This is a genomic window from Litoreibacter arenae DSM 19593, from assembly GCF_000442275.2.
GTDB classification, from domain to species: Bacteria; Pseudomonadota; Alphaproteobacteria; order Rhodobacterales; family Rhodobacteraceae; genus Litoreibacter; species Litoreibacter arenae.
In genome coordinates, this window is the sequence record NZ_KE557306.1 from 1,152,525 (window position 1) to 1,175,356 (window position 22,832).

General features: G+C 60.0%; 24 protein-coding genes and 2 tRNA genes. 12 read left to right on the plus strand and 14 right to left on the minus strand.

Going from position 1 to position 22,832, the window contains the following annotated elements; all coding sequences use genetic code 11:
* The first annotated feature begins 35 nt into the window (after window positions 1-35).
* Window positions 36-1,049: a betaine--homocysteine S-methyltransferase gene (bmt, locus tag THALAR_RS05715; protein ID WP_021100550.1), complete on the plus strand. Its 1,014-nt coding sequence runs from the start codon at window positions 36-38 to the stop codon at window positions 1,047-1,049.
* 10 nt (window positions 1,050-1,059) lie between these two features.
* Here bmt and THALAR_RS05720 read toward each other — a convergent pair whose 3' ends face one another.
* A complete protein-coding gene (locus tag THALAR_RS05720; RefSeq protein WP_021100551.1) occupies window positions 1,060-2,163 on the minus strand; it encodes a PA0069 family radical SAM protein in 1,104 nt (367 codons plus the stop codon).
* Between the two features lie 157 nt (window positions 2,164-2,320).
* On the opposite strand from THALAR_RS05720, the gene THALAR_RS05725 reads away from it, so the two are divergent.
* The 3 genes from THALAR_RS05725 to THALAR_RS05735 all read left to right on the plus strand — a co-directional run bounded on the left by THALAR_RS05725 (window position 2,321) and on the right by THALAR_RS05735 (window position 3,928).
* Window positions 2,321-3,025, plus strand: a complete 705-nt coding sequence (locus THALAR_RS05725) for a corrinoid protein (protein ID WP_021100553.1) — start codon at window positions 2,321-2,323, stop codon at window positions 3,023-3,025.
* A gap of 92 nt (window positions 3,026-3,117) precedes the next feature.
* Window positions 3,118-3,309, plus strand: a complete 192-nt coding sequence (locus THALAR_RS05730; RefSeq protein WP_154666747.1) for a hypothetical protein — start codon at window positions 3,118-3,120, stop codon at window positions 3,307-3,309.
* Complete coding sequence (locus tag THALAR_RS05735) at window positions 3,296-3,928, plus strand: DUF1638 domain-containing protein (RefSeq protein WP_021100555.1); 633 nt, start codon at window positions 3,296-3,298, stop codon at window positions 3,926-3,928. The genes THALAR_RS05730 and THALAR_RS05735 overlap by 14 nt, the downstream gene beginning before the upstream one ends.
* A 51-nt stretch (window positions 3,929-3,979) precedes the next feature.
* Here THALAR_RS05735 and THALAR_RS05740 read toward each other — a convergent pair whose 3' ends face one another.
* A complete protein-coding gene (locus tag THALAR_RS05740) occupies window positions 3,980-4,387 on the minus strand; it encodes a SufE family protein (protein WP_021100556.1) in 408 nt (135 codons plus the stop codon).
* A 137-nt stretch (window positions 4,388-4,524) separates the two neighbouring features.
* Here THALAR_RS05740 and THALAR_RS05745 point away from each other — a divergent pair, with 137 nt between their 5' ends.
* Window positions 4,525-4,983, plus strand: coding sequence for a hypothetical protein (locus THALAR_RS05745; RefSeq protein ID WP_021100557.1), 459 nt, complete (start codon window positions 4,525-4,527; stop codon window positions 4,981-4,983).
* 9 nt (window positions 4,984-4,992) lie between these two features.
* Here the strand turns inward: THALAR_RS05745 and rnd are convergent, their stop codons facing one another.
* The 4 genes from rnd to THALAR_RS05765 all read right to left on the minus strand — a co-directional run bounded on the left by rnd (window position 4,993) and on the right by THALAR_RS05765 (window position 8,407).
* Window positions 4,993-6,153, minus strand: a complete 1,161-nt coding sequence (gene rnd, locus THALAR_RS05750) for a ribonuclease D (protein ID WP_040817779.1) — start codon at window positions 6,151-6,153, stop codon at window positions 4,993-4,995.
* Between the two features lie 113 nt (window positions 6,154-6,266).
* The gene (gene purN, locus THALAR_RS05755; protein WP_040817281.1) at window positions 6,267-6,857 is read right to left on the minus strand and encodes a phosphoribosylglycinamide formyltransferase; all 591 of its coding nucleotides are present in this window, start codon (window positions 6,855-6,857) and stop codon (window positions 6,267-6,269) included.
* On the minus strand, window positions 6,854-7,906 hold the full coding sequence (purM, locus tag THALAR_RS05760; RefSeq protein WP_021100560.1) for a phosphoribosylformylglycinamidine cyclo-ligase: 1,053 nt from the start codon (window positions 7,904-7,906) through the stop codon (window positions 6,854-6,856). Before purM ends, purN begins: the two co-directional genes overlap by 4 nt.
* 60 nt (window positions 7,907-7,966) lie before the next feature.
* Window positions 7,967-8,407 (minus strand): ABZJ_00895 family protein, encoded by a 441-nt coding sequence (locus tag THALAR_RS05765; protein WP_169788517.1) that lies wholly within the window; start codon window positions 8,405-8,407, stop codon window positions 7,967-7,969.
* A 124-nt stretch (window positions 8,408-8,531) separates the two neighbouring features.
* Between THALAR_RS05765 and THALAR_RS05770 the strand changes: the two genes are divergently transcribed.
* Window positions 8,532-8,608, plus strand: a tRNA-Ile gene (locus THALAR_RS05770).
* Between the two features lie 9 nt (window positions 8,609-8,617).
* Here THALAR_RS05770 and THALAR_RS05775 read toward each other — a convergent pair.
* Entirely contained in the window at window positions 8,618-9,937 is a 1,320-nt protein-coding gene (locus THALAR_RS05775; protein ID WP_021100562.1) for an ATP-binding protein, read from the minus strand.
* Between the two features lie 41 nt (window positions 9,938-9,978).
* Between THALAR_RS05775 and THALAR_RS05780 the strand changes: the two genes are divergently transcribed.
* The 3 genes from THALAR_RS05780 (at window position 9,979) to uxaC (ending at window position 12,761) form a co-directional block, all read left to right on the plus strand.
* Window positions 9,979-10,899 carry an MBL fold metallo-hydrolase gene (locus THALAR_RS05780; RefSeq protein WP_021100563.1) on the plus strand — a complete coding sequence of 307 codons (921 nt, stop codon included), beginning with the start codon at window positions 9,979-9,981 and terminating at the stop codon, window positions 10,897-10,899.
* A 52-nt stretch (window positions 10,900-10,951) separates the two neighbouring features.
* Window positions 10,952-11,026 (plus strand) — tRNA-Asn (locus tag THALAR_RS05785).
* 334 nt (window positions 11,027-11,360) lie between these two features.
* A complete protein-coding gene (gene uxaC, locus THALAR_RS05790) occupies window positions 11,361-12,761 on the plus strand; it encodes a glucuronate isomerase (RefSeq protein WP_040817285.1) in 1,401 nt (466 codons plus the stop codon).
* A 22-nt stretch (window positions 12,762-12,783) separates the two neighbouring features.
* On the opposite strand, the gene THALAR_RS05795 is transcribed toward uxaC, so the two are convergent.
* The 5 genes from THALAR_RS05795 to ndk all read right to left on the minus strand — a co-directional run bounded on the left by THALAR_RS05795 (window position 12,784) and on the right by ndk (window position 17,658).
* A complete protein-coding gene (locus THALAR_RS05795; RefSeq protein WP_021100565.1) occupies window positions 12,784-14,331 on the minus strand; it encodes a polyamine aminopropyltransferase in 1,548 nt (515 codons plus the stop codon).
* Window positions 14,332-14,418: 87 nt separating this feature from the next.
* Complete coding sequence (locus tag THALAR_RS05800) at window positions 14,419-15,006, minus strand: hypothetical protein (protein ID WP_021100566.1); 588 nt, start codon at window positions 15,004-15,006, stop codon at window positions 14,419-14,421.
* Window positions 15,007-15,052: 46 nt separating this feature from the next.
* Window positions 15,053-16,327: a rhomboid family intramembrane serine protease gene (locus THALAR_RS05805; RefSeq protein ID WP_169788518.1), complete on the minus strand. Its 1,275-nt coding sequence runs from the start codon at window positions 16,325-16,327 to the stop codon at window positions 15,053-15,055.
* A 17-nt stretch (window positions 16,328-16,344) separates the two neighbouring features.
* Window positions 16,345-16,755, minus strand: a complete 411-nt coding sequence (speD, locus tag THALAR_RS05810) for an adenosylmethionine decarboxylase (protein WP_021100568.1) — start codon at window positions 16,753-16,755, stop codon at window positions 16,345-16,347.
* A 480-nt stretch (window positions 16,756-17,235) separates the two neighbouring features.
* Complete coding sequence (gene ndk, locus THALAR_RS05815; RefSeq protein ID WP_021100569.1) at window positions 17,236-17,658, minus strand: nucleoside-diphosphate kinase; 423 nt, start codon at window positions 17,656-17,658, stop codon at window positions 17,236-17,238.
* A 107-nt stretch (window positions 17,659-17,765) separates the two neighbouring features.
* Between ndk and THALAR_RS05820 the strand changes: the two genes are divergently transcribed.
* From THALAR_RS05820 to THALAR_RS05830, 3 genes are read left to right on the plus strand one after another with little or no spacing between them, the layout of a single operon-like run.
* Entirely contained in the window at window positions 17,766-19,607 is a 1,842-nt protein-coding gene (locus THALAR_RS05820; RefSeq protein WP_021100570.1) for an ABC-F family ATP-binding cassette domain-containing protein, read from the plus strand.
* A gap of 3 nt (window positions 19,608-19,610) precedes the next feature.
* Entirely contained in the window at window positions 19,611-20,237 is a 627-nt protein-coding gene (locus tag THALAR_RS05825) for a MarC family protein (RefSeq protein WP_021100571.1), read from the plus strand.
* A 22-nt stretch (window positions 20,238-20,259) separates the two neighbouring features.
* A complete protein-coding gene (locus THALAR_RS05830) occupies window positions 20,260-20,838 on the plus strand; it encodes a retropepsin-like aspartic protease family protein (RefSeq protein ID WP_021100572.1) in 579 nt (192 codons plus the stop codon).
* Here the strand turns inward: THALAR_RS05830 and THALAR_RS05835 are convergent.
* Entirely contained in the window at window positions 20,835-21,287 is a 453-nt protein-coding gene (locus THALAR_RS05835; protein ID WP_021100573.1) for a DNA polymerase III subunit chi, read from the minus strand. The two genes, THALAR_RS05830 and THALAR_RS05835, sit on opposite strands and share 4 nt — an antisense overlap.
* A 3-nt stretch (window positions 21,288-21,290) precedes the next feature.
* Window positions 21,291-22,763, minus strand: coding sequence for a leucyl aminopeptidase (locus THALAR_RS05840; RefSeq protein ID WP_021100574.1), 1,473 nt, complete (start codon window positions 22,761-22,763; stop codon window positions 21,291-21,293).
* Window positions 22,764-22,832 lie beyond the last annotated feature (69 nt).

The window sequence follows — 22,832 nt, forward strand, 5'->3', positions numbered from 1 at the left end:
GCGATGACGGATTCCGCTGGACAACAGGATAACCCATGACCAACACCAATGCCCTCAGCCGCCTTCTCGCAGAGCGTGACTGGATTCTCGCGGACGGGGCGACCGGCACGCAATTGTTCAACATGGGACTAAGTGCTGGTGATCCACCCGAGTTGTGGAATGTGGATCACCCCGACCGCATCCGCCGGTTGTATAGCGAAGCGGTCGACGCGGGCTCAGACTTGTTTTTGACAAACACATTCGGCGGCAACGCGTCCCGCCTTAAGCTCCACAACGCCCAAGACCGCGTGTTTGAGCTAAACCGCGTCGCTGCCGAGATCGGTCGTGACGTGGCGGATGCCTCCGGTCGCGTGGTCGTGGTCGCAGGCTCGATGGGCCCGACAGGTGACATCATGGCCCCGATGGGCACCCTGACCCACGAGAGCGCGGTGGAGATGTTCCACGAACAGGCCGAGGGCCTGAAAGCGGGCGGTGCGGATGTGCTCTGGTCGGAGACCATTTCCGCCCCCGAAGAATTGAAAGCAGCCTCTGAAGCCGCCAAGCTTGCGGGTATGCCGTGGTGCGGCACCATGAGTTTCGACACCGCCGGTCGCACGATGATGGGCCTGACCTCTGCCGGACTGGCAAAACTTGCAGACCGTTTGCCGCAAAAGCCGCTGGCGTTCGGCGCTAATTGCGGGGTCGGCTCGTCCGACCTGCTGCGTACTGTTCTGGGGTTCAGCGACAGCGACCTGGCCGTTATCGCCAAGGGAAACGCGGGTATTCCCAAATTCCACGACGGACATATCCATTACGACGGCACGCCCGAACTGATGGCCGATTACGCCTGTCTTGCCCGCGACTGCGGCGCGACAATTATCGGGGGGTGTTGCGGGACAACGCCAAAGCATCTGCGGACAATGCGAGCCGCGCTGGAGTCCCGCCCCCGTGGGCCACGCCCGACGCTGGAGCAGATCACCGAAGCGCTTGGTGGTTTCTCATCCGAAAGCGATGGCACCGATGGCGCTGGCCCCGCCGCGCGGGTCACCCGCCGTCGCGCGCGCAGCTAAGACGCGCGTCTCAGAAGAGGCTAAGCTGGTCGCCTGCCTGTGCGGGCACCGTGAACAAATCCGTCCGAAGGCTGGGAAGATGCTCTGTCAGTCCGAATCTCTTGCAAGCTGCCTCAAAGCGACGTCGCATCAAGTCGGCATGAACCCCCTCCCCCCGCATGCGATGGCCGAAACGCGGGTCGTAGTCGCGCCCGCCATGCATTTGCCTCACACGGCCCATCACCTTTTCGGCACTGCCCGGCACTTCACGCGCAAGCCAGTCCTGAAAAAGCTCCGACACCTCGCGCGGCAGGCGCAGGCTGATCGTGCTGGCCCCAACCGCGCCAGCATTGCGGGCTTGCTGCAAGATGGCCTCCAACTCATGATCGGTGAGGCCCGGTATCATCGGCGAGGCGCTGACCCGCACGGGGATACCGGCCTCGGCCAGCCGCTCGATCGTCTTGAGGCGCCGCGCGGGCGACGGGACACGCGGCTCCATCTGCCGCGACAGTTTCGCGTCCAGTGTGGTCACGGAAACCGCGAGGGAGGCGAGCTTTGCCGCCGCCATCTCGCCCAGAATGTCGATGTCACGCTCGATCAAGCTGCCTTTGGTCACGATGGCGACTGGATGGCGAAACCTCTGCAACACCGCCAACACAGCGCGCATGATGCGCCGGTCTTTCTCGATGGGCTGGTAGGCGTCGGTGTTGGTGCCGATTGCCAACACCTGTGCGCGGTAGCTCGGGCGGCGCAATTCCCGCTCCAGCGCCTCTGCCGCGTTGGGTCGTGCAATCAGTCGCGTCTCGAAGTCCAGGCCCGGCGACAGCCCCAGATAGGCGTGGCTGGGGCGCGCGAAGCAGTAGATGCAGCCGTGTTCACATCCGCGATACGGGTTGAGCGACCGGTCAAAGGATATGTCCGGCGACGTGTTGCGCGTGACCACCTTGGTAATCGTTTCGCAAGCGACCTGCGTGCGGCGCAGCGGCACCTCGTCGTCAGGGATGCCCCAGCCATCGTCGACCACCTCGCGGGCGACGGCCTCAAAGCGGCCCACCTTGTTTTCAGACGCGCCACGCCCCCTTACCCGGCCGGTCAGGCGCTCCGATCCCTTTGCAGTTGCGGCATTTTTCTCCATCGCCTCAAAATGGAACACAACAAGAACATTTGCAAGCTCAAGTCGGTGCCAGCCGACGCTATGTCGCAAATCGTCGCGCCTTTCGCGGCCTCGAAGCGCATCACAATATCAACGCATGATCACGTCGCAGCCGCGCGTGCTGAGGAGTTTTAAGCCCATGTCAGACGAAGAAGACGATATCATCCTGTCGGAACTCGACGATGAAGAGCTTGTCGCGCAGATGTTCGACGACCTGTATGACGGCCTCAAGGAAGAGATCGAGGAAGGCGTCAACATCCTGCTGGAGCGCAAGTGGGAACCCTATGACATCCTCACCAAGGCGTTGGTCGGCGGCATGACCATCGTGGGTAACGACTTCCGCGACGGCATCCTGTTCGTGCCGGAAGTTCTGCTGGCGGCAAACGCGATGAAAGGTGGTATGGCCATCCTGAAGCCGTTGCTGGTCGAAACCGGTGCGCCGCGGGTCGGCAAGATGGTGATCGGCACCGTGAAGGGCGACATTCACGATATCGGCAAAAACCTCGTCGGCATGATGATGGAAGGCGCGGGCTTCGAGGTCGTGGACCTCGGGATCAACAACGCCGTGGAAAGCTATCTGGAAGCGCTGGAGGCCGAGACCCCTGACATCCTTGGCATGTCCGCTCTGCTGACGACGACCATGCCCTACATGAAGGTGGTGATCGACACGCTGGTAGAGAAAGGCATTCGCGACGACTACACCGTACTGGTTGGCGGCGCGCCGCTGAACGAGGAATTCGGTAAGGCCATCGGCGCAGACGCCTATTGCCGCGACGCTGCCGTCGCCGTGGAGACCGCCAAGGACTTCATGGCCCGCAAGCATAACCAGATGTCGGCAGGCTAGCGGGCTCGGACCGGGAGGTCGGCTTGCGGCTTGACCTCCCTGCCCCTGCAACCCACTTTGAACAGTGGTTCCCTGTTTTCGGAGTTCTGTTCATGCCCCTCACGCGCCTTGCGTTAATATTGTGCTATGTCCTTGTCGCCGCAGGGATAACGGTGTTCCTGTTCGCACAAATGCAGCCGCAGGGTCAGGCGGCGCAGTCCATTCCGGCAATCTTACCCGTGGCGATGATCGCAGGCCTGATCATTCGCGCGCTACACAAGAGGCTCGACCGTGACGACACCTGACGACGCCACATTGCGCGATGAAGGCTTGGCGCCCTCCGGTTCGGGGCGGGTGCTGCTGCTGGCATGTGGCGCTCTGGCCCGCGAAATTCTGGCGTTGAAGGCGCAGAACGGCTGGGACCACATGACGCTCGCCTGCCTGCCCGCCATCCTGCACAACACCCCTGACAAGATCGTGCCAGCGGTGCGGGACGCCGTTGCCAAGCACCGCGCGGATTTCGACAAGATATTTGTCGTCTACGCCGATTGCGGCACCGGCGGGATGCTGAAAGCAGCCTGTGACGAGATGGGCGTCGAGATGGTCGAAGGCCCGCATTGCTATAGCTTCTACGAAGGCAACGCGGCATTCGAGACCCGTGACGAGGTGACGGCGTTCTACCTAACGGATTTCCTTGCCCGCCAGTTCGACGCTTTCGTAACCAAACCGCTGGGTTTGGACCGGCATCCGGAATTGAAAGATATCTATTTCGGCAATTACGAAAAGCTGGTCTATCAGGCCCAAAGTCGAGACCCCACCTTGGAAGAGAAGGCGAAGGCCTGCGCCGCATTCCTAGGGCTGGACTACGAGTACCGCTTCACCGGCTATGGCGATCTGGAAACCACGCTGGCGGCTCAAGCATAGTCAAGTTTTCGACGAAAACTTGGTTCCAATTCTTCCTCGAAGAATTGCCGTCTACGCTGACGCCGCGACGTTGCGAATCCGCTCCACCATGGCCCGCACACCGTTCGAGCGTTGCGCAGACAAGTGTTCGTCCAAGCCCAGACGCCCAAGCTCGTGCGCGGCGTCCACCTTTTCCACATCGGCCACGGGCAGACCTGAATACAAACCCCTGAGCACCGCGATCAGCCCGCGCACGATCATGGCGTCGCTGTCGCCGTCAAATGTGAAGATTCCATCCGCGATGCGGGGATGCAGCCACACCTGACTCGCACAACCGTCAACCTTGGTGGCAGGGACTTTCAGCGCATCGTCCAGCGGCTCCATCGCCTTGCCCATGTCGATGACATGGCGGTAGCGGTCCTCCCAATCGTCAAGAAACTCGAAGGTCTCCACGATGTCCTCGAACGCCTCTTGTGCCATGCTTGTCTGCCCTTCCGTCCAGTCCTGTGCAGGAGTTAACCCGCAGGCTTGCCAGCGTCCAGTGCAGGCCGCACTTTTCAAGTCGGTCCGGTTGCGCTACTCCAAGGAGAAACAACGCGTTGGCGGGGACACGAGCAATGACACGCACCATTTTGGCAATTCTGGCGATCACACTGACGGTATCGGCGTGCGGACGCATCCGCGACTCGCGCATCAACCCGTTCAACTGGTTCGGCCGCGACCGTGCCGAAACGGTGGTCGTCGCTGACGAAGCCCTGGCCCGCGACCCACGGCCCTTCGTCTCGCAGGTGCTGTCACTCCAGGTGGAGCCGACACCTGAAGGTGCGATCATCCGCGCGGTCGGCTTGCCGCCATTGCAAGGATATTGGAATGCGGCGCTGGTCGAGGTAGACCGCGACAACCCCACGACCCTGACTTACGAATTCCGCGTCTTGCCGCCGCTGTCGCAGACACGCCAAGGCACGCAACGCTCGCGCGAGATTTTCGTCGCGCGCGCGGTGTCGTCCAGCAGACTGACGCAAGTGCGGACCATCACGGTAATCGGCCAAGGCAACCGCCGTGCCGTCCGACGTTAAGAACGGACGTTAAAGCTCTATAATTGTTACCGAAGTTCCAGTGCAGGACAGCGCAAGTTCGCCGTCACACAGGCGCAACGCATATTGTCCGAAGACCTCGGCACGCCACCCCCTGAGCGCCAAGCCGTCGCGCTCGCCCAAAGCGATATCATCCAGATCCGATGCCGTGGCGATCAGTTTTTGCGCGATACCGACCTCCTCCGCCTTGGCTTTCAACATCACCCGAAGCAAGTCGGCCAAAGCCGAATTCATGTTCGAGCGGTCTCGCGCGGGCGGCGGCTTCGGCATTTCCTCGGGCGGGCATGCCACCCCATCAGCTATGGCCTTCAGTATCCCCTCGGCAATCGGCCCCTTGCGTGCATCGCGCAGCAGCAACCGTGATTTTCCGAGATCGCGTTCATCCTTCGGCTTGGTGGACGCCAGTTCCAGCAGCGCATCGTCCTTGTATACGCGGCTGCGTGGAATATTCCGCTCCTTGGCATAAATCTCGCGGAACTTGGCAAGCTCCCGAACGATCGCAAGGAACTTGGGCGCGTTCGAGCGCACCTTGACCCGTCGCCAAGCGTCGTCAGGATCGACTACATAGGTTTCAGGGGCGGTCAGAACTGCCATCTCCTCCTCCACCCACGCCTTGCGACCGGTACGCTCCAGCCGCTTGGAGAGATATTCGTAGATATCGCGCAGATGGGTCACGTCCGCCAGCGCGTATAGCTTCTGCGCATCGCTGAGGGGGCGGCGCGACCAATCCGTGAAGCGCGACGATTTGTCGACCGAGGCCTTGGCGATCTTACGCACCAGCGTCTCGTAGCCCACCTGCTCGCCGAAGTCGCAGACCATGGCAGCCACTTGCGTGTCGAACAGCGGCTTGGGTATCACCCCGCCCTCGACATAAAATATCTCCAGATCCTGCCGCGCGGCGTGAAAGACCTTCACCACATTCGGATCGCGGAAAAGCTCGTAGAGCGGATCGAGCGACATATCAGAACCGACGATAGGATCGACGAGCACCGCGTCGTTTCGATCATCGCCGGGGATCGCCAACTGGATCAGGCACAACTTCGCGTAATAGGTGCGTTCGCGCAAAAATTCAGTGTCTACAGTTATATACGGGGCGTTCTTCGCTCGTTCACAGTAGGCGGCCAGATCTTCGGTGCTGGTGATGGTAATAATGTTTGATGGCATGTGGACTCTTCGCGTCGTTTCTTGTTGTTCTTAGCTCTTTTTAGACCGCTTTCGTGAGTATTACGTTACGGCATCCGGCAATCAAGGCGGAAGCGCGGATGTCAGCTCATCTCCAGCAGCCCCGTTTCGCCGTCAACGAAACGCCGCAAGACGGCAGGGTAGAGACGATGTTCCTGGATCAAAACCTTGGCTGCAAGCGTTTCTGGTGTCTCTCCCGATGCGATGCTCACCCGCGCCCGGCCCAGAATTGGCCCGTCGTCAAGCTCCGGCGTGACCACATGAACCGAGCAGCCCGCCTCGCGGTCGCCCGCCTCCAGCGCCCACGCATGGGTGTTGAGGCCCTTGTATTTTGGCAGAAGTGACGGGTGGATGTTGAGCATCCGGCCCGCGTAGCGTTCCACGAAACCTGCAGTCAAAACACGCATGAACCCCGCGAGACAGACAATATCGGGCCGGGCAGCATCCAGCAACATCGCCAGTTCGGCCTCGAAGGCCGCGCGGTCACTGCCGAAAGGACGGTGATCGACCGAAGCGGTTGGAATACCACGCGCCGCGGCGCGTTCCAAACCCTTGGCCGCAGGGTCATTGGACAAAACAAACACCGGTCGCGCGGGGTGATCCCCCACCATGCTGTCGCACAGCGCGATCATGTTGGACCCGCCACCCGAAACCAGAATGGCGACTCTCTTCAAAGCAGGCGGCCCGAGTAGCGCACGCCGTCGCCAGCGGTCACGGCACCGATGCGGAACACCGTCTCGCCGGTGTCTTGCAACTGCGCTGTCAGGGCCTCAGCGGCACGCGGATCGACGACGAGCACCATGCCGATACCGGAGTTGAAGGTCTTGAGCATTTCAGCTTCTTCAATGCCCGCAACACTGGCCATCCACGAGAACACCCCCGGCAAATCCCATGTGCCAAGGTCGATCTCGGCGCCAAGTCCGTCGGGCAGCACGCGCGGCAGGTTCTCGGTCAGTCCGCCGCCGGTGATGTGGGCCAGCGCATGCACGCCCCCTGCCCGCACCGCACCGAGTGCGGATTTCACATAAAGGCGGGTCGGGGTCAAAAGCGCCTGCCCAAGGGACTGGCCGTCCGCAAACGGGGCCGCGTCGTCCCAGCCGTGGCCGGACGCCTCGACCACCTTGCGCACCAGGGAATAGCCGTTGGAGTGAACTCCGCTCGATGCCAAACCGAGCAGAACGTCGCCGTCCGCCACGCCTGCCGGCAACGCGGTACCACGCTCCATAGCGCCAACCGCGAAGCCCGCGAGGTCGAAATCACCTTCGCTATACATGCCCGGCATTTCGGCAGTTTCCCCGCCAATCAAAGCACAGCCGGACGCAGCGCAACCCGTCGCAATCCCGTTGATGATTGTCGTGGCGGTGTCGAGGTCCAGCTTTCCGGTGGCGAAGTAGTCGAGAAACAGCAAAGGCTCCGCGCCCTGGCAGACCAGATCATTGACGCACATCGCCACCAGATCGACCCCGATGGTGTCGTAATGGCCGGTATCAATGGCGATGCGCAGCTTGGTGCCGACGCCATCGGTGGCGGAGACGAGGATGGGGTCTTTGAACCCAGCGTCTTTCAGGTCGAACAGCGCGCCAAAGCCGCCCAACCCCTCCATAACGCCGGAGCGTTTCGTGGCCGCAGCCGCTGGCTTGATCCGGTCGATCAGCGCGTTGCCTGCGTCGATATCCACACCGGCATCGGCATAGGTCAAACCGTTCTTCGGGGTCTTGGTCATGAGGTCACATCCGGCAGAAATGGAAGTTTGCGCCGACCTATCAAGCCCACGCCTGTGAGTCTATGGCTGCTTCTTGGCCGCCAGCTTTTCTTGCAGCTTCAACTCGTTTTTCGCGCCGAAAGCGAAGAAGAAGCGGCTGGCAAGCCAGTAGATGACAAATGCGACGGCAACGATGATGACCCAGCCCATCGCGCCAACAGCGCCAAGCAGGTCTGCGGCATCAGCCAAACCCCCGAACGCCATTGAGAACACCAGATAAAAAGCGAGTCCCAATGTCGCGTTAATCGCCACGAACACGGCAGAGATTTTCCAGGCAAATCCGTTTTCCGGTCTTTGCTTGGTGCGCCGCGCATAGGTCTGACCCGCATCCATCGCGGGCACCAAAGCAGATACGATCGAGGCGCTGGAGCCCAGATCATAGCCCACGAAAATCTGGAGAAGATACGCAATGGCAAGGATTGCGATCATGGTGATCAACGACACCACTGCGTAACGTTTCAAAAGATATGCGGTGTCCACGGACAGTCCTTTCGCCAATACTAATGCCAGAAACCTACAAGCTGCGTATTTCGACTACCATAGAGACTTGACGCGGCGCGTCGGTCTGGTAGCCATCAGCCACAGGGGGCCTGTAGCTCAACTGGTTAGAGCAGAGCGCTCATAACGCTTTGGTTGCGGGTTCAAGTCCTGCCGGGCCTACCATTCTCCCCTTTATCTTGGCAAAATCAGCTCCGCCTTCAGCCCACCGAGGGTTTCACTGTCGCCAAGGCGCAAGCTGCCCCCATGCGACCGTGCGACATCTGCCGCAATCGCCAACCCGAGCCCGACGCCGGAGCCCGCATTCTGGTTACGTGATGCGTCCAACCGGGAGAAGGCTTTCACGGCCTGCTCGCGCTGAGCCTCCGGGATGCCGGGGCCGTCATCCTCGACGCTGATCCGCAATGCGGTTTCCAGCACGGCGACCTCGACCCGCGCCCGCGTCCCATAGCGCACCGCGTTGTTGATCAGGTTTTCTACCGCGCGACGAACCGAGAGCGGGCGGATTTTCATCGAAATCGCAGTGGCGGCGTCTGTCACCAACTCGACCCGCCGCCCCGCACGTTGTGCGTTAGCAACAACTTCAGAGACCATTGCCACGGGATCGGTGCGCTCCAGTTCTTCCAGCGCGTCAGCCTTGGCAAAGTCCAGAAACGCCTCGATCAGCCGTTCCATATCGTCGACATCCCCGATCAGGGCTTTCGTCTCCTCAGTCTCGGGTTGCATCGACAACCCCAACTTGAGCCGCGTGAGGGGCGTGCGCAGGTCGTGGCTGACGCCCGACAGCATCAGGGTGCGCTGCTCGATCTGACGTTCGATCCGTGCCCGCATATTGAGAAAAGCAGCGCCTGCCGAGCGTACTTCCGACGCGCCGCTGGGATAATACGGCTCGTGTCTTCCCTTGCCGAAGGCTTCCGCCGCGCGGGCCAGCCGTCGGATCGGGCGAAGCTGGTTGCGCAGGAACAGGTAGGAGATGATGGTCATCAGAATGGCCGTGAACAGCATCAACACCAAAAGCTGGTGCGGGTTTGTCGCCGCCACCCGACGCCGCGCGAACGAGACGTCCAGCACGCCTTTCGAGGTGTCCAAACTGGCCTGAACGGTTTTATCAAGGCTGACCATATCCACGGCGCGCAACTCGTCAAATTGCTGGGCCAGCGTGTTGCGAATGGCGCGGCCGGACAAGTCCCATATCCGCCGCCGCTCCGCCACCACTGTGCCAGGAAAGACCACGTCCATTTGAAGCGCCTCGGCCGCCGCCGTGACCTGCTCCCCGGCCAAAGCTACATCCGGGGCATCCTCAACGATGTCCAACAAAAGCTCCAACTCCACGGAAATGTTCTGCGTCATTTGCGCGGTGACCCCTTCGTAGAGGCGTTGAATGAACGCGAAGGAGACGACCAGCTGGATGGTGACGATCGGCACCAGCAAGATCAACGCCGCCCGCCCGTAGAGGCTTCGCGGCAGGTAGCGTTTGATGGAAAACCGTGTCATGAAGCGGACCGTAAAGCCCCTTTGCCCAAAGGAAAAGAGCGATGGCGACCGTCACACCCGACACCCGCAAGGCTGGCGCGATCACGCAACTTGCGCCCGGCCTGCGCTGTATCCTTGCCCCGAACGCGTCGCCGATGACTTATACCGGCACAAACACCTATCTCCTCGGCACCCGCGACATCGCCGTGATCGACCCCGGCCCCCCCGACGAAGCACATCTGGAGGCTATCCTTGGTGCTCTCGACGCCCATCAACGCATAAGCCACATCATGGTAACCCACTCCCATATCGACCACTCGCCTCTGGCGATGGTGCTCGCGCAGATTACAGGGGCGAAGGTTTATGGCTTTGGCGACAGCCGGGCCGGTCGCGCACCGGTGATGGCGTCGTTCACGGATGTCGGGGGGGGCGAAGGCGTGGACGCGACCTTCATGCCTGATATTTCGCTGGCCCATGAGGATTGCGTGAGCGGGTCCGACTGGTCCTTAACCGCGCTACACACTCCGGGCCACATGGGAAACCACTTGTGTTTTCACTGGCCTCAGGGCGACGCGATTTTCACCGGCGACCTGGTGATGGGCTGGGCCACATCCATGGTGTCGCCACCGGACGGCCACCTGACCGACTTCATGATCTCGCTTGAAATGCTGGCAGCACGGAACGGCGACGAGATCTATTACAGCGGACATGGACAGCCAATCACCGCCCCGGTCGAACGTTTGCAAGAACTGCTGTCCCATCGCCGAATGCGCGAGACCCAGATCCTCGACGCCCTGCGTCGCGAGCCCTTGACGCCAAAGACGCTGACCGACCGGATCTACACCGACATAAACCCCGCCCTTCTGCGCGCCGCGGAACGGAACGTCCTCGCACATCTCATCGACCTGACCGAGCGCAAAAAGGTGAAACCGGACGGAAAACTGGGGACTTCAGCGGTGTTCTCGTTGATCACTGAATTTTAGTTGAAATCGCCCTTTACGACCCAAATCTTGCTTGCTATACGCGCCTCACCGTTCCGGCGTAGCTCAGCGGTAGAGCAGTTGACTGTTAATCAATTGGTCGTAGGTTCGATCCCTACCGCCGGAGCCAATTTCCCCGCAAAACTCTGAAAACACAGCATTTCAGATTTAAGCCTAGATGAATTAGGGCGATATGAGCGCAAGAGCTGGTGTGCAAATGGCAAATAGCGCGCAGTTGAGCTGGGAAATTCATGCTTCTCTGCCCCGACGCCAACATCAAACCGTCCTGACACAGGTTCTGTTATGCTGATAGCGCCTGTAACTCAGGCTCTGCACGCGTATCCTGTGAAATGTGACATCTCGACGAGCCGTAGGTGCGAACGGGAGGCGGTCCGCCGTCAGATGTCAACGGATCAGACGTCTTTGCCCTTGCAGGCGCGCTTGGTGCATGAATACGTTGGCTCATGAGTGACACGCTTCTGTATCCTGACCGACTTCTCCCCTCGGAACCCAGTGCACTTGCAATTGCCCGAGCGCTGTTCAAGACCATCGAACATCTACCGATTGTATCTCCGCACGGACACACCGACCCGCGGTGGTGGGGGGGAAACGCTGCATTTGCAGATGCTACCGAGCTGTTTGTCATCCCGGATCACTATGTGGTTCGCATGATGGTCAGTCAGGGTATTTCCTTCGAAGCGCTTGGCATCGGCAAAGGAGCGGAACGTGACCGACGGAAGATCTGGCGGACCTTTGCAGAACACTACCACCTCTACCGCGGCACGCCTTCACGGCTATGGGTCGATCACGCCCTAAGTGTCGTATTTGGTATCCCGCAGCGACTGTCGGTCGAGACTGCCGACGACACATTCGACGCGATCAACGAGAAGCTTTTGCAGGATGATTACCGTCCGCGTGCGCTCTATGACCGGTTCGGAATAGAGGTGATCGCGACCACCGACGGCGCGTTGGACGATCTGAAATGGCATGACGAAGCGCGTCAAAGCGACTGGAGCGGGCGGGTGGTGCCGACCTATCGCCCCGATGCAGTGACCGACCCGGAGTTCGAGGGGTTTGCAGAAAACCTGATCCGGTTTGGTGAGATTACCGGTTGCGACACAAGCAGCTGGACAGGCTATCTTGAGGCGCACCGCACCCGTCGAAAGTTCTTCCTGTCCAAAGGTGCGACGGCGACCGATCACGGACATCCCACCGCCCTGACGGCGGATTTGACCAGCTCTGAAGCGGAAACGCTATGGAGGCGCATCAACTCCGGCGATGCGACTGCTGCGGATGCAGAGGTGTTCCGGGCGCAAATGCTGACGGAATTTGCCCGTATGTCTTGCGAGGACGGGCTGGTCATGCAGTTGCATGCTGGATCTCATCGCAACCACAATGACCATGTTTTCGGAGCCTATGGCCGCGACCGGGGTTTTGACATACCGCGCAGGACCGGTTTCGTGGAAGAACTGCGACCGTTATTAAACGCCGTTGGCATGGACACGCGACTGACCCTCGTGCTGTTCACACTTGACGAGTCCACATATGCGCGGGAACTTGCGCCGCTTGCCGGCGCATATCCGAGCCTGCGGCTCGGGCCGCCATGGTGGTTCCATGACAGCTTCGAAGGGATGCGCCGTTTCCGCGAAGCGACAACCGAGACGGCCGGCTTTTTCAACACGGCAGGCTTCAATGACGATACCCGTGCGCTATGCTCGATCCCTGCCCGCCACGATGTGGCACGCCGCTGTGACTGTGCCTATCTTGCCGAGCTTGTCACGACCCATCGACTTGACGAAGACGAGGCTTTCGCGCTGGCGCCCCTTCTGGCGAATGGCCTCGCGCGAGAGACTTATAAACTCTGAACTCTTACCGCATGGACCTAGCTTACATTCCCCGTAGGTCCTGCGCGTAGAGGTGGTAAATCTTCGGGTCGAAAATCGAATTTACCGGCACCGGCTTGCGGGGCATCAGATCGGACGAAAAGACTTGGGCGGCCGCAAAGCTGTCAGAAGACATGGATCGCAACCCTTGGGGAAACGGGCGCATAGAATTGCCCTCGCCCTTGCTGGCAAGGTGAAAACCCCAAATCCCGAAGGAAGGGATTGGCGTCTGATAGCTGACTATTTCCGGGAACATCTCTTCAAGCGTTTTGGCCACGGTCCAATAGGAATGGGTCGCAAAGAAGGGTGAGGAACTTTGGCTGACCAAACTCGCGTCGTCGGTCATGATTGCCGCGACCATGGCGTAGAACTCCACCGAGTAGAGCTTGGCCAGCGCCTCGTTATGCGGGTCGGGAAAGTCGATGATAATCCGGTCATAGACCTCTGTGCTGTCCTTCACATAGACGAAGGCGTCCATGTTGTGGATATGCACCTTGGGGGAAGCCAGCGAGTTGCCGTTGAGGCGGGTAATGGGCGCAAACTCGGTGCCGAGCTTGGTCATTTCGGGATCCAGATCGACCAGATCAATGCGCGTGACGCTCGGGTATTTCAACACCTCGCGCACGGCTAGACCATCACCGCCGCCGAGGATCAGCACCTTTTCGGGCGGTTTTCCCCAGCTGAGGACGGGATGCACCAAGGCCTCGTGGTAGCGGTATTCGTCCATCTCGGCGAACTGCAAATGTCCGTCGATGAACAGCCGGACATCGCCGTTGTTCCACGTATTTGTCACCACCAACGACTGGTAAGCTGACTGCTTGCGCCATACAACACGGTCAAAATACAGGTGATCCTGCGCGAAGGCGGTGATCTTTCCCGCCAGCAAGGTCAGCGCCACCAAACCGACGATTGTAGCGACCACATAGGCCAGAATCCGGTTCGGCGCGTCGAAGTGATCGCGCAGCCAGAGCACACTGAACAGCGCGACCATGGCGTTGATCAGGCCAATGGCGAAGGACGCGGTGATCAGACCCAAGGAAGGCAGCAGCAATATCGGAAAGGCGACCGAGCCGATCAAGGCACCCAGATAGTCGAGCGACAGCACGTCCGCCAATGACTCCCGCGTGGTGGAGCGTTGCGACAGTACCCGTGTCAGGATCGGGATCTCCAAGCCCACCAAGAAGCCGATGGTCGAGATGAAGGCAAACATGCCCACGGTGTAGAACCACGGGGCGGTCGGGAAGAGCATGAACAGCGAGATGCTGCACAAGCCACCGACCAGAGCCAAGATCAGCTCGATATAGACAAAGGCCTGAATCAGATTGCCGCCAATGAACCGCGACACGTAGGACCCTATTCCCATCGCAAACATGAAGAAACCGATAGTCAGGGAGAATTGGTACACGGAATTGCCCAGCAGATAACTGGAGACGGTGCCGATGATCAACTCATAGACGATACCACACAGGGCGACGACGAGGATTGAACACAGAAGGACAAGGGCCTGCTTGCGCGGCAAGGAGGTGTAGTCAAAATCTTTGGTCTGGGACACGCAGGAATGCTCCGCAGCGAGAGGTTTTGCATGAAAAAGGCCCAGTGCGGATTACGCAACTGGGCCTTGGCTTGACTTGAGGCAGAATTACTTGCCCGCGCGCGGACCACCCGAGCGTGCGGAGGATGGCGCACGGTAGCTGCTGCGCGGGGTCACGTTGCGGTTGTTGAAGCTGCCCTTGGCCACGCCTGCACCGCGCTGGCGCGACAGCAGATTGCCAAGCAGAACGCCCGCCAGCAGGCCGGTGCCGGAGAAACGCAGACCGGACGAGTTACCGGCCACATCGGTGGCGATCAGGCGCTTGTTCTCTTCGTCGATCTCGACGGTAAACACCTTGCCCTCGCCTTCATCCTGCACGCCGTTGGCATTCTCGTCAGCAAAGCCCAAGAAGGTCGCGTCTTTCTGCACTTCAAGGCCAAGGGTCTTGTCATAGAAAGGCGGTGCAGAGTTCAGCACTTCGGTAAAGAAGCCGGTGAACTGGCCCATCTCGTTATCAGCAACCTCGGTGATGTTGTTTTCTTTCAGGTAGCCGTCATAGCGGATCAGCGCGAATTCGGTGCGGTCAAGAACCTGACCCAGATCTGCCGTCTGCTCGGACTTGTCGCCGAAAAGCATCGGGAGGCCGACGAAAGCCACGATGGCGACGATTGCAATAAGTTTAATTTTTCCAAGCATTAATTAGATTCCTGTTTCTTGATACGTTCGCGTAGGTAAATGCGTTCTACTGGTTCGCTAAAGAGCACATCCACCATACTTGATGCAATCCCAAGCTATAGTAATCCGTTAATTTGCCCGCCTCTTTGAAACCATGTGTCTCCAATGCCTCAGCGTTCTCGCGCGACAGGTCGCTGGGCAAGGCTATAACGGCAATGCGGGCTTGTTGACCGCGCGCTTTTTCAAGGTAGTGATCCAGCCCTGCGACACCCGCAGGGGTCTCCTGCCAGATCAGCCCGACGACGCCCTTTGTCTCAGGCTCGGGCGCTATACCCGAAATCGCGATGCCGGTTTTCTCGCTTGGCATAGGCGGCTCCCCGGCTTGGAATTCCGGGTTCTCCAGTCCGTAGACAATCTTGGCTTCGCCTACATTGTGATAGTCAGGCAGGGTCATTTCGACCTCCGCACCGAAATCTTCGTACATCCTGTGCGCCCCCGCATAGATCGAGCGCCCGAAGTCTTTGTAGTCGCTGGTTGCGATGAACACCTTGCGGTAGCCCTGCTTGTTGAGCTTCCCCAGCAGGTCGTTCATCATCTGCGAACCGTAGCCCTGCCCCAGATATTCCTGCGCCAGATAGGTCCAGGACAGCCAGCACACATCATCCACCTGATCGTCCGGCTCATAGCCAGTGACGCCCACTACCCTGCCCTTGTGCATCAAGACGAACATGCCATCGACACCTTCGTCCAGCAGCAGGTTCTCGGCCTCGGCGGCGTCGTCTTCATCGGTCTCGTTGATGATGGCCACAACCTGGCTCACATGGGAATACTGCATGGGCTTCAGCGTGGGGTGTTTGCTGCCGAATAGCGAAGATAACATGGCAAAACTTCCTCCAATAAGAGTTGAGAGCAGATGGGGGTAAATCGCGATTTTGTCGGAAAGCCAATAGATTTCCGCGCCAAGCACTGCGGCGATCGCCACTGCAACCCAGATTTGGTTTTCAGGACGGACCGTAGTCAGAACGGCACAGGCAATCATCGCGTAGACGGGGCCGGACAGGCCGACGAAGGCGGGTCCGACAAGATAGAATTGGGCGATAGTGCCAAGCACGGCGGATAGCGCCACCATGACCAATGTCCAAGCGGAGCCAAGACGGGACTCTGTTATCGGACCGGCGATCAGCAGGAGCGCCACGTTCAAGCCGACATGCCGAATGTTGCCATGACGGAACACCGCCAGCAGCGCGTCCGCCAAGTTGTCAGGGGGCGCATCTGGCGACGCAGCGCCGAAACCCAGATACCCGATGATCGCCAGTGCACAAAGCGCCAGCGTGACGGGCATCATTTTGACGATGTTGATTATGCCGGAGCCTTCGAGACCGGCGCTGCCATCGCAGGAACTTGACCGCGCCGCAGTGTTTGGACCTCTTCGTGCGACGGCTGAAAGAAGTCACGCAGCCGGTTCAGGCTCAATTCCGGCTTGGCATCTCCGCACATGAATATGTCTACGGCGACGTAGTCGTACTCGGGCCAGGTATGCACCGAGATGTGAGACTCGGCCAGCAATGCCACCCCCGTGTATCCGGCCCGGTCGCCGAAATCGTGCATCCGAACGTCCAACACCACCGCGCCTGCCGCGTCGGCCGCTTGGGTCAAAGCCTCGATGCTCGACGGCCCCGCCTCCAGAAGGTTTCGTGCGCCATGGAAATCCGCGATGATGTGTTGCCCCAAAACGGCGGGAGGGAAGGTCTTGATGGAAATATCGTTCACGCGGGTGGGCTCACATCTGAGAAGTTAGTCATGGAATGAGCGGACCATATTCCGAAACGTCAACCGTTCCAACGGGGCAAGATGCGGAATTTTTCGACACTTGCACACATGTCACCACGCCCCCTTACCGGCGCAATTATTTAGGGTTTGCGCGTGATGAAATCTCGATTGAGTAATGTTGCATGAAATCCCCGTCATATTCTCGCCACATTTTCGACACCCCGTCGCCTTACTTGGGTGTTGCGCTGAAAGCCTAGTAAGTAAGAGTAACCATATAGGAGGCCACAGTCATGGCCTATCAAGCACCAGCGCAGACTCCGCGTCCGGAGCCGCAAGACACGAAATCACCGCGTCCAACACCGCCCGAGGGCTTCTCTGACTGGGCCAGTCTATAGTCCGAACTGCATCATTGCGGAAAAGGAAAAGGCCGCACAACTTGCGGTTGCACGGCCCTTACCGAAAACGGTGGAATCTGGCGGCTTAACCGACCAACTCAAGGCCCGAGAAGAAGAACGCTATTTCTTCTGCTGCGGTCTCTGGCGCGTCGGAGCCGTGGACAGAGTTCTCGCCGATCGACAGCGCAAACTCTTTGCGGATGGTGCCTTCTGCGGCTTCTGCAGGATTGGTCGCGCCCATCACTTCGCGGTTTTTCGCGATGGCGTCGTCACCTTCCAGAACCTGAACCACGATCGGCTCGGAGATCATGAACTCGCACAGCTCGTCAAAAAACGGGCGGTCCTTGTGGACGCCATAGAACTGCTGCGCTTGGGCCAGCGTCAGCTGGATGCGCTTGGAGGCGACGACGCGCAGGCCTGCCTCTTCGAACTTGGCGATGATCTTGCCTGTCAGGTTACGTTTGGTGGCGTCGGGTTTGATAATCGAGAATGTGCGTTGGATCGCCATTGTGCTGGTCCTTGGACTGAAGTGAGTTTGGGGCGCACCTAGCATGGGTTTCCCCGCGTGAAAAGCGCCCAATTGACACCTCTGCCCGCATAGGCGACACGCAGGGCATGTTAAGTATCTCAGAACTCCGCTACGCCGTCGAAGGTCGCACTTTATTCGAAGGTGCCTCCGCAAACATCCCCACAGGCCACAAAGTCGGCCTCGTGGGTCGAAACGGCACGGGCAAAACCACCCTGTTCAAACTGATCCGTGGGGAGTTGGTGCTGGAGAGCGGCACGATCACCCTGCCCGACCGCGCCCGCATCGGCGGAATCGCGCAGGAGGTTCCGTCGAACGAGGTCTCGCTGCTCAACACGGTTCTGGCCGCCGATGTAGAGCGCGCGAGCCTGATGGCGGAGGCGGAAACCGCGACCGACCCGAACCGCATCGCCGAGATTCAGACCCGTCTGGCCGATATCGGCGCGTGGTCGGCTGAGGCGCGTGCGTCCTCGATCCTTGTCGGGTTGGGCTTCACCACTGAAGAAACCCACCGCCCCTGCTCCGACTTCTCAGGCGGATGGCGGATGCGTGTGGCGCTGGCCGCCGTGCTGTTCTCCGAGCCTGACTTGTTGTTGCTTGACGAGCCGACCAACTACCTCGACCTAGAAGGCGCGTTGTGGCTGGAGCATTACCTGACCCGCTATCCGCACACGGTCATCATCATCTCGCACGACCGCGAGTTGCTGAACCGCTCCGTCAACGGCATCCTGCATCTCGAAGACAAGCAGCTGACCTTCTATTCCGGCAATTACGACCAGTTCGCCCGCCAACGTGCCGCGCGCCGTGCGGTGCAGGCTGCCGCCGCCAAGAAACAGGATTTGCAACGCGCGCACCTTCAATCGTTCGTGGACCGGTTCAAAGCCAAGGCGTCGAAAGCCAAGCAGGCCCAGTCCCGCGTGAAAATGCTGGAGAAGATGGAGACAATCACCGCGCCCGAGGATGCGGCCCGCGTTGTGTTCACCTTCCCCGAGCCGGAAGAGCTTTCGCCGCCGATCATCAGCACTGAAAACGCCTCTGTCGGGTATGACGGCAAAGCCATCCTGAGCCACCTGAACCTGCGCATCGACCAAGACGACCGCATCGCGCTTCTGGGCCGGAACGGCGAGGGAAAATCCACACTTGCCAAGATGTTATCGAACCGCCTTGAAGTGATGAGCGGCAATATGACGACGTCCAGCAAGCTGCGCATCGGGTTCTTCGCACAGCATCAGGTGGACGAATTGCATATCGATGAGACCCCGCTGGAACATTTGATCCGGGAGCGCCCCAACGAAGGACAATCCAAACTGCGGGCGCGTCTTGCGGGGTTCGGCCTCGGCCCCGATCAGGCCGACACGGCGGTCGGACGGCTTTCGGGCGGGCAGAAAGCACGTCTGTCCCTGCTGCTGGCCACCCTGCCCGCGCCGCATCTGCTGATCCTCGACGAGCCAACCAACCACCTCGACATCGAAAGCCGCGAAGCGCTTGTGCAGGCTCTCACTGCCTATTCCGGTGCCGTTATTCTTGTGTCTCACGACATGCACCTTCTGTCGCTGGTGGCGGACCGGTTGTGGCTGGTAAAAGACGGGCGGGTTAACCCTTACGAGGATGACCTGCCAAGCTACCGCAAACTGCTGCTGGCCCCGCCGGACAAGCCAGAAAAGGACAAGCCGAAGCCCAAACGTGCGTCCCGCGACGATATTCTGGAGTTGCGCTCCGAAGTGCGCAAATGTGAGGCTCGGGTGGCAAAACTGGCAGAGATGCAGGACGAACTGGCGAAACGTCTGGGCGACCCGAAGGTTTATGAAGACCACATGGCCGACAAGCGTGCCGTTTGGCAGAAGAAGTATTCCGAGGTGATGGAAGCCATGGACCGCGCCGAGGCCATGTGGGTCAAAGCGCAGGGAAAGCTTGAGAAAGCAGAGGCTTGAGCGATGGAGTTAAGCGTCGCCATTACCGCTTTCGTCACCCTCGCAGTGGTGATCGACCCCATCGGGCTTGCACCATTGTTCGTGGCGTTAACCACTGGCATGGACTTTCGTCACCGGCTGCGCATCGCCGTGCGATCCTGCCTAGTCGCGTTTGGACTGCTGACCCTATTCGGCATTGCCGGAGAGGCGCTCTTGGACTTCATCGGGATTTCCATGGCGGCTTTCCGCATCTCGGGCGGTGTGCTGCTGTTCGTCACCGCGCTGGACATGCTGTTCGAGCGCCGCAGCCAGCGACGCGAGGACAAGGCAGATGGCCCGCATGACGAAGACCCGTCGGTCTTCCCGCTTGCCACACCTTTGATCGCCGGTCCCGGCGCCCTTGCGGCGATGATCCTGTTGACCAGCACGCCCGGGGCAGATTTGACCTTCGTGGTTGCCGTTCACGGCGTCATGCTGGCGGTGTTGGGCCTTGTTTTCGGGTTGTTCCTGATGGCGGGCCTGATGGAGCGTGTTCTGGGTGATACAGGTATCAAGGTAATCTCCCGCTTGATGGGGATGTTGTTGGCGGCGTTGTCGGTTCAATTCGTGCTCGACGGGCTGCGCGAGTTCGGCGTGGTGGCAGGCGGCTGAACAAGCACCTATATATAGCGACATGGATAGCAACGACACCGCCCGCCTCATCTACCTTGTGCTTCTCGGCTCCGTGATCGCGGGGTATTTCCTGATTTCCAACCGCGCCCGCATGGGTGAGATGGCGCGGCAGGCGGCGCTGTGGGGGTTCATCTTTGTGGGCGCTATCGTGGCCTACGGTTTGTGGAGCGACGTGTCCGACACCGTGCTCCCCCGCCAGAGCGCCTTCGAGAACGGCCGCATCGAGGTGCCCGTACGCACGGACGGCCACTTTCACCTGACCTTGCATGTCGATGACATCCCGGTCGACTTCGTCGTCGATACTGGCGCCAGCAGCGTGGTTTTGTCCAAGCGAGATGCGGAGCGGGTCGGCATAGACACCGATACGCTGATCTATGGCGGCCGCGCCAGCACCGCCAATGGCGAAGTGCGCACCGCTCGGGTCACATTGGAAAACGTGCGTTTGGGCGAGATGGATGAAGGCGACGTGCGGGCCTATGTTAACGAGGGCGAGTTGGACAGCTCACTTCTGGGTATGTCCTATTTGCGGCGTTTCGGGAGTGTGAATATCACACCCACCAAGCTGATCTTACAGCGCTAGGACTCGGCCTTCTTTTCCCAACGGCCACTTTCCTGCGACCAGTACTGCGCCGAGCATCCGGCACTGGTCAGTGCTTTCCACTGCTCCCGCGCCCGCGCGACCGCGTCGCCGTCATTGCCGTCAAACAGGATCATCGTGCGGTCGCTGGCCGCGACCTCGTCGGGGGCGATCTCCGCACCGTCGAGACTGACCAGACAACTCGCGCCATTTGGCAGTTCTGACCCGTCCGTCAACAAAATTGGCTGGTCTGCATCATGCGTCCCGCCTGCGCGACCATGAGCAAGAAAGCCGTCGGCCTCCCATAATTTCACGTCCAGATGTTCCAGCCGGGCCGCGTCGCGTCCCCTGACCGCCACACGCCAGCCCGCAGCCCGCGCCTTGCCCAAAAGCATGGGCAAGGTGACGTCCACGGGTTGCGCGGTCATATGGTAGAAGAAAGCCGCGCCCACGGGTTATTCGCCCTCAAAATTGTCCGCGATCAAACGGTTGAGTGCGCGGACGCCCCAGCCGGTCGCCCCCTTGGGTGCGAAACTCGTGTCCTCCTTCACCGAGGCGACGCCCGCGATGTCGAGATGTATCCACGGCGTTTCGGGCTTCACGAAACGTTGCAGGAACTGCGCGGCGGTGATGGAGCCTGCTGGGCGGCCGCCTACGTTTTTCATGTCGGCAATGCGAGACTTGAGCTGGTCATCATAGGCCTTGCCCATCGGCATCCGCCAAGCGCCCTCTTCCTCCAGATTGGCAGCCTTCAAGAACGCGTTGGCCAGTGCGTCGTTGTTGGAGAATACGCCTGCGTTCTCGTGGCCCAGCCCAATGATGATGGCGCCGGTCAGGGTGGCCAGGTTGATCATGCCTATCGGCTCGAACCGCTCCTGCGCGTACCAAAGCACGTCAGCCAGCACCAAGCGGCCTTCAGCGTCTGTATTGATCACCTCGATCGTGTCGCCCTTCATGGACTTCACGACATCGCCGGGACGGGTCGCATTGCCGGACGGCATGTTTTCAACCAGGCCGACAAGTCCAACGACGTTGGCCTTCGCCTTACGCTTCGCAATCGCCTTCATCACACCCGCTACGACGCCCGCGCCGCCCATATCCATGGTCATGTCTTCCATGCCCGCGGCGGGTTTCAGCGAGATGCCGCCCGTGTCGAACACGACGCCCTTGCCGACAAACGCAAACGGCTTGTCGCCCTTGGCACCGCCCTGCCACTCCATGACGACCACCTTGGACGGGCTGTCGGACCCCTGCCCCACGCAAAGCAGCGACCCCATGCCGAGCTTTTCAAGGTCCTTCTCCTCCAGCACCTCGACCTTGAGGCCCAAGTCTTTCAAATCGGTCAACTGCTTGGCAAATTCGGTAGTGGTCAGCACGTTGGCGGGCATATTCACCAGATCGCGGGTGAAGAAGACCCCTTCCGCAAGAGCGTCGAGCCCGTCAAAGGCGGCCTTCACGTCATCGGGCGCGTTCACGACGAAGGTTGCGCCCTCATGCACAGTCTTCTCGGCGGTTTTCTGATCGGCGTAGTCGTAGGCCCGCAGAACCATCCCGTAGGCCACTTCATGTGCGCGACGCAGATTTCCGCACAAGGCGAATACTTTGGACGTCCCTGCCTGCTTCGCCAAAGTTGCACCCGCCTTGCGCGCCTCGCCGACATTGGGACGCCGGGCGAGCTTGACGATGATGACCGCCTCCGCCGGGATGTTGACCGGATATGAGAGAACCATCGCAGCACCATCGTCGAGCTTCTCGAAGGCCTCGCTGGACACAGCGCGGGCGACGGAGCCTCGGGTCAGGCGGTTGACGCGCTTCGCTGTTGTATCAAGCGTACCCGCAGGTGGGACAAAGATTGCCAGACGGCCCTCCATATCCTTGATGGCGTCGATGTCTGTGGCGGCGAAGTCTACGGGGATCAAAGCGGTCATGTGTCTGCCTGTTGTTGTAACGTTTGCCCATAGCTAGCGCGGGTATGCCGCAAAGGCCAGAACCCCCTG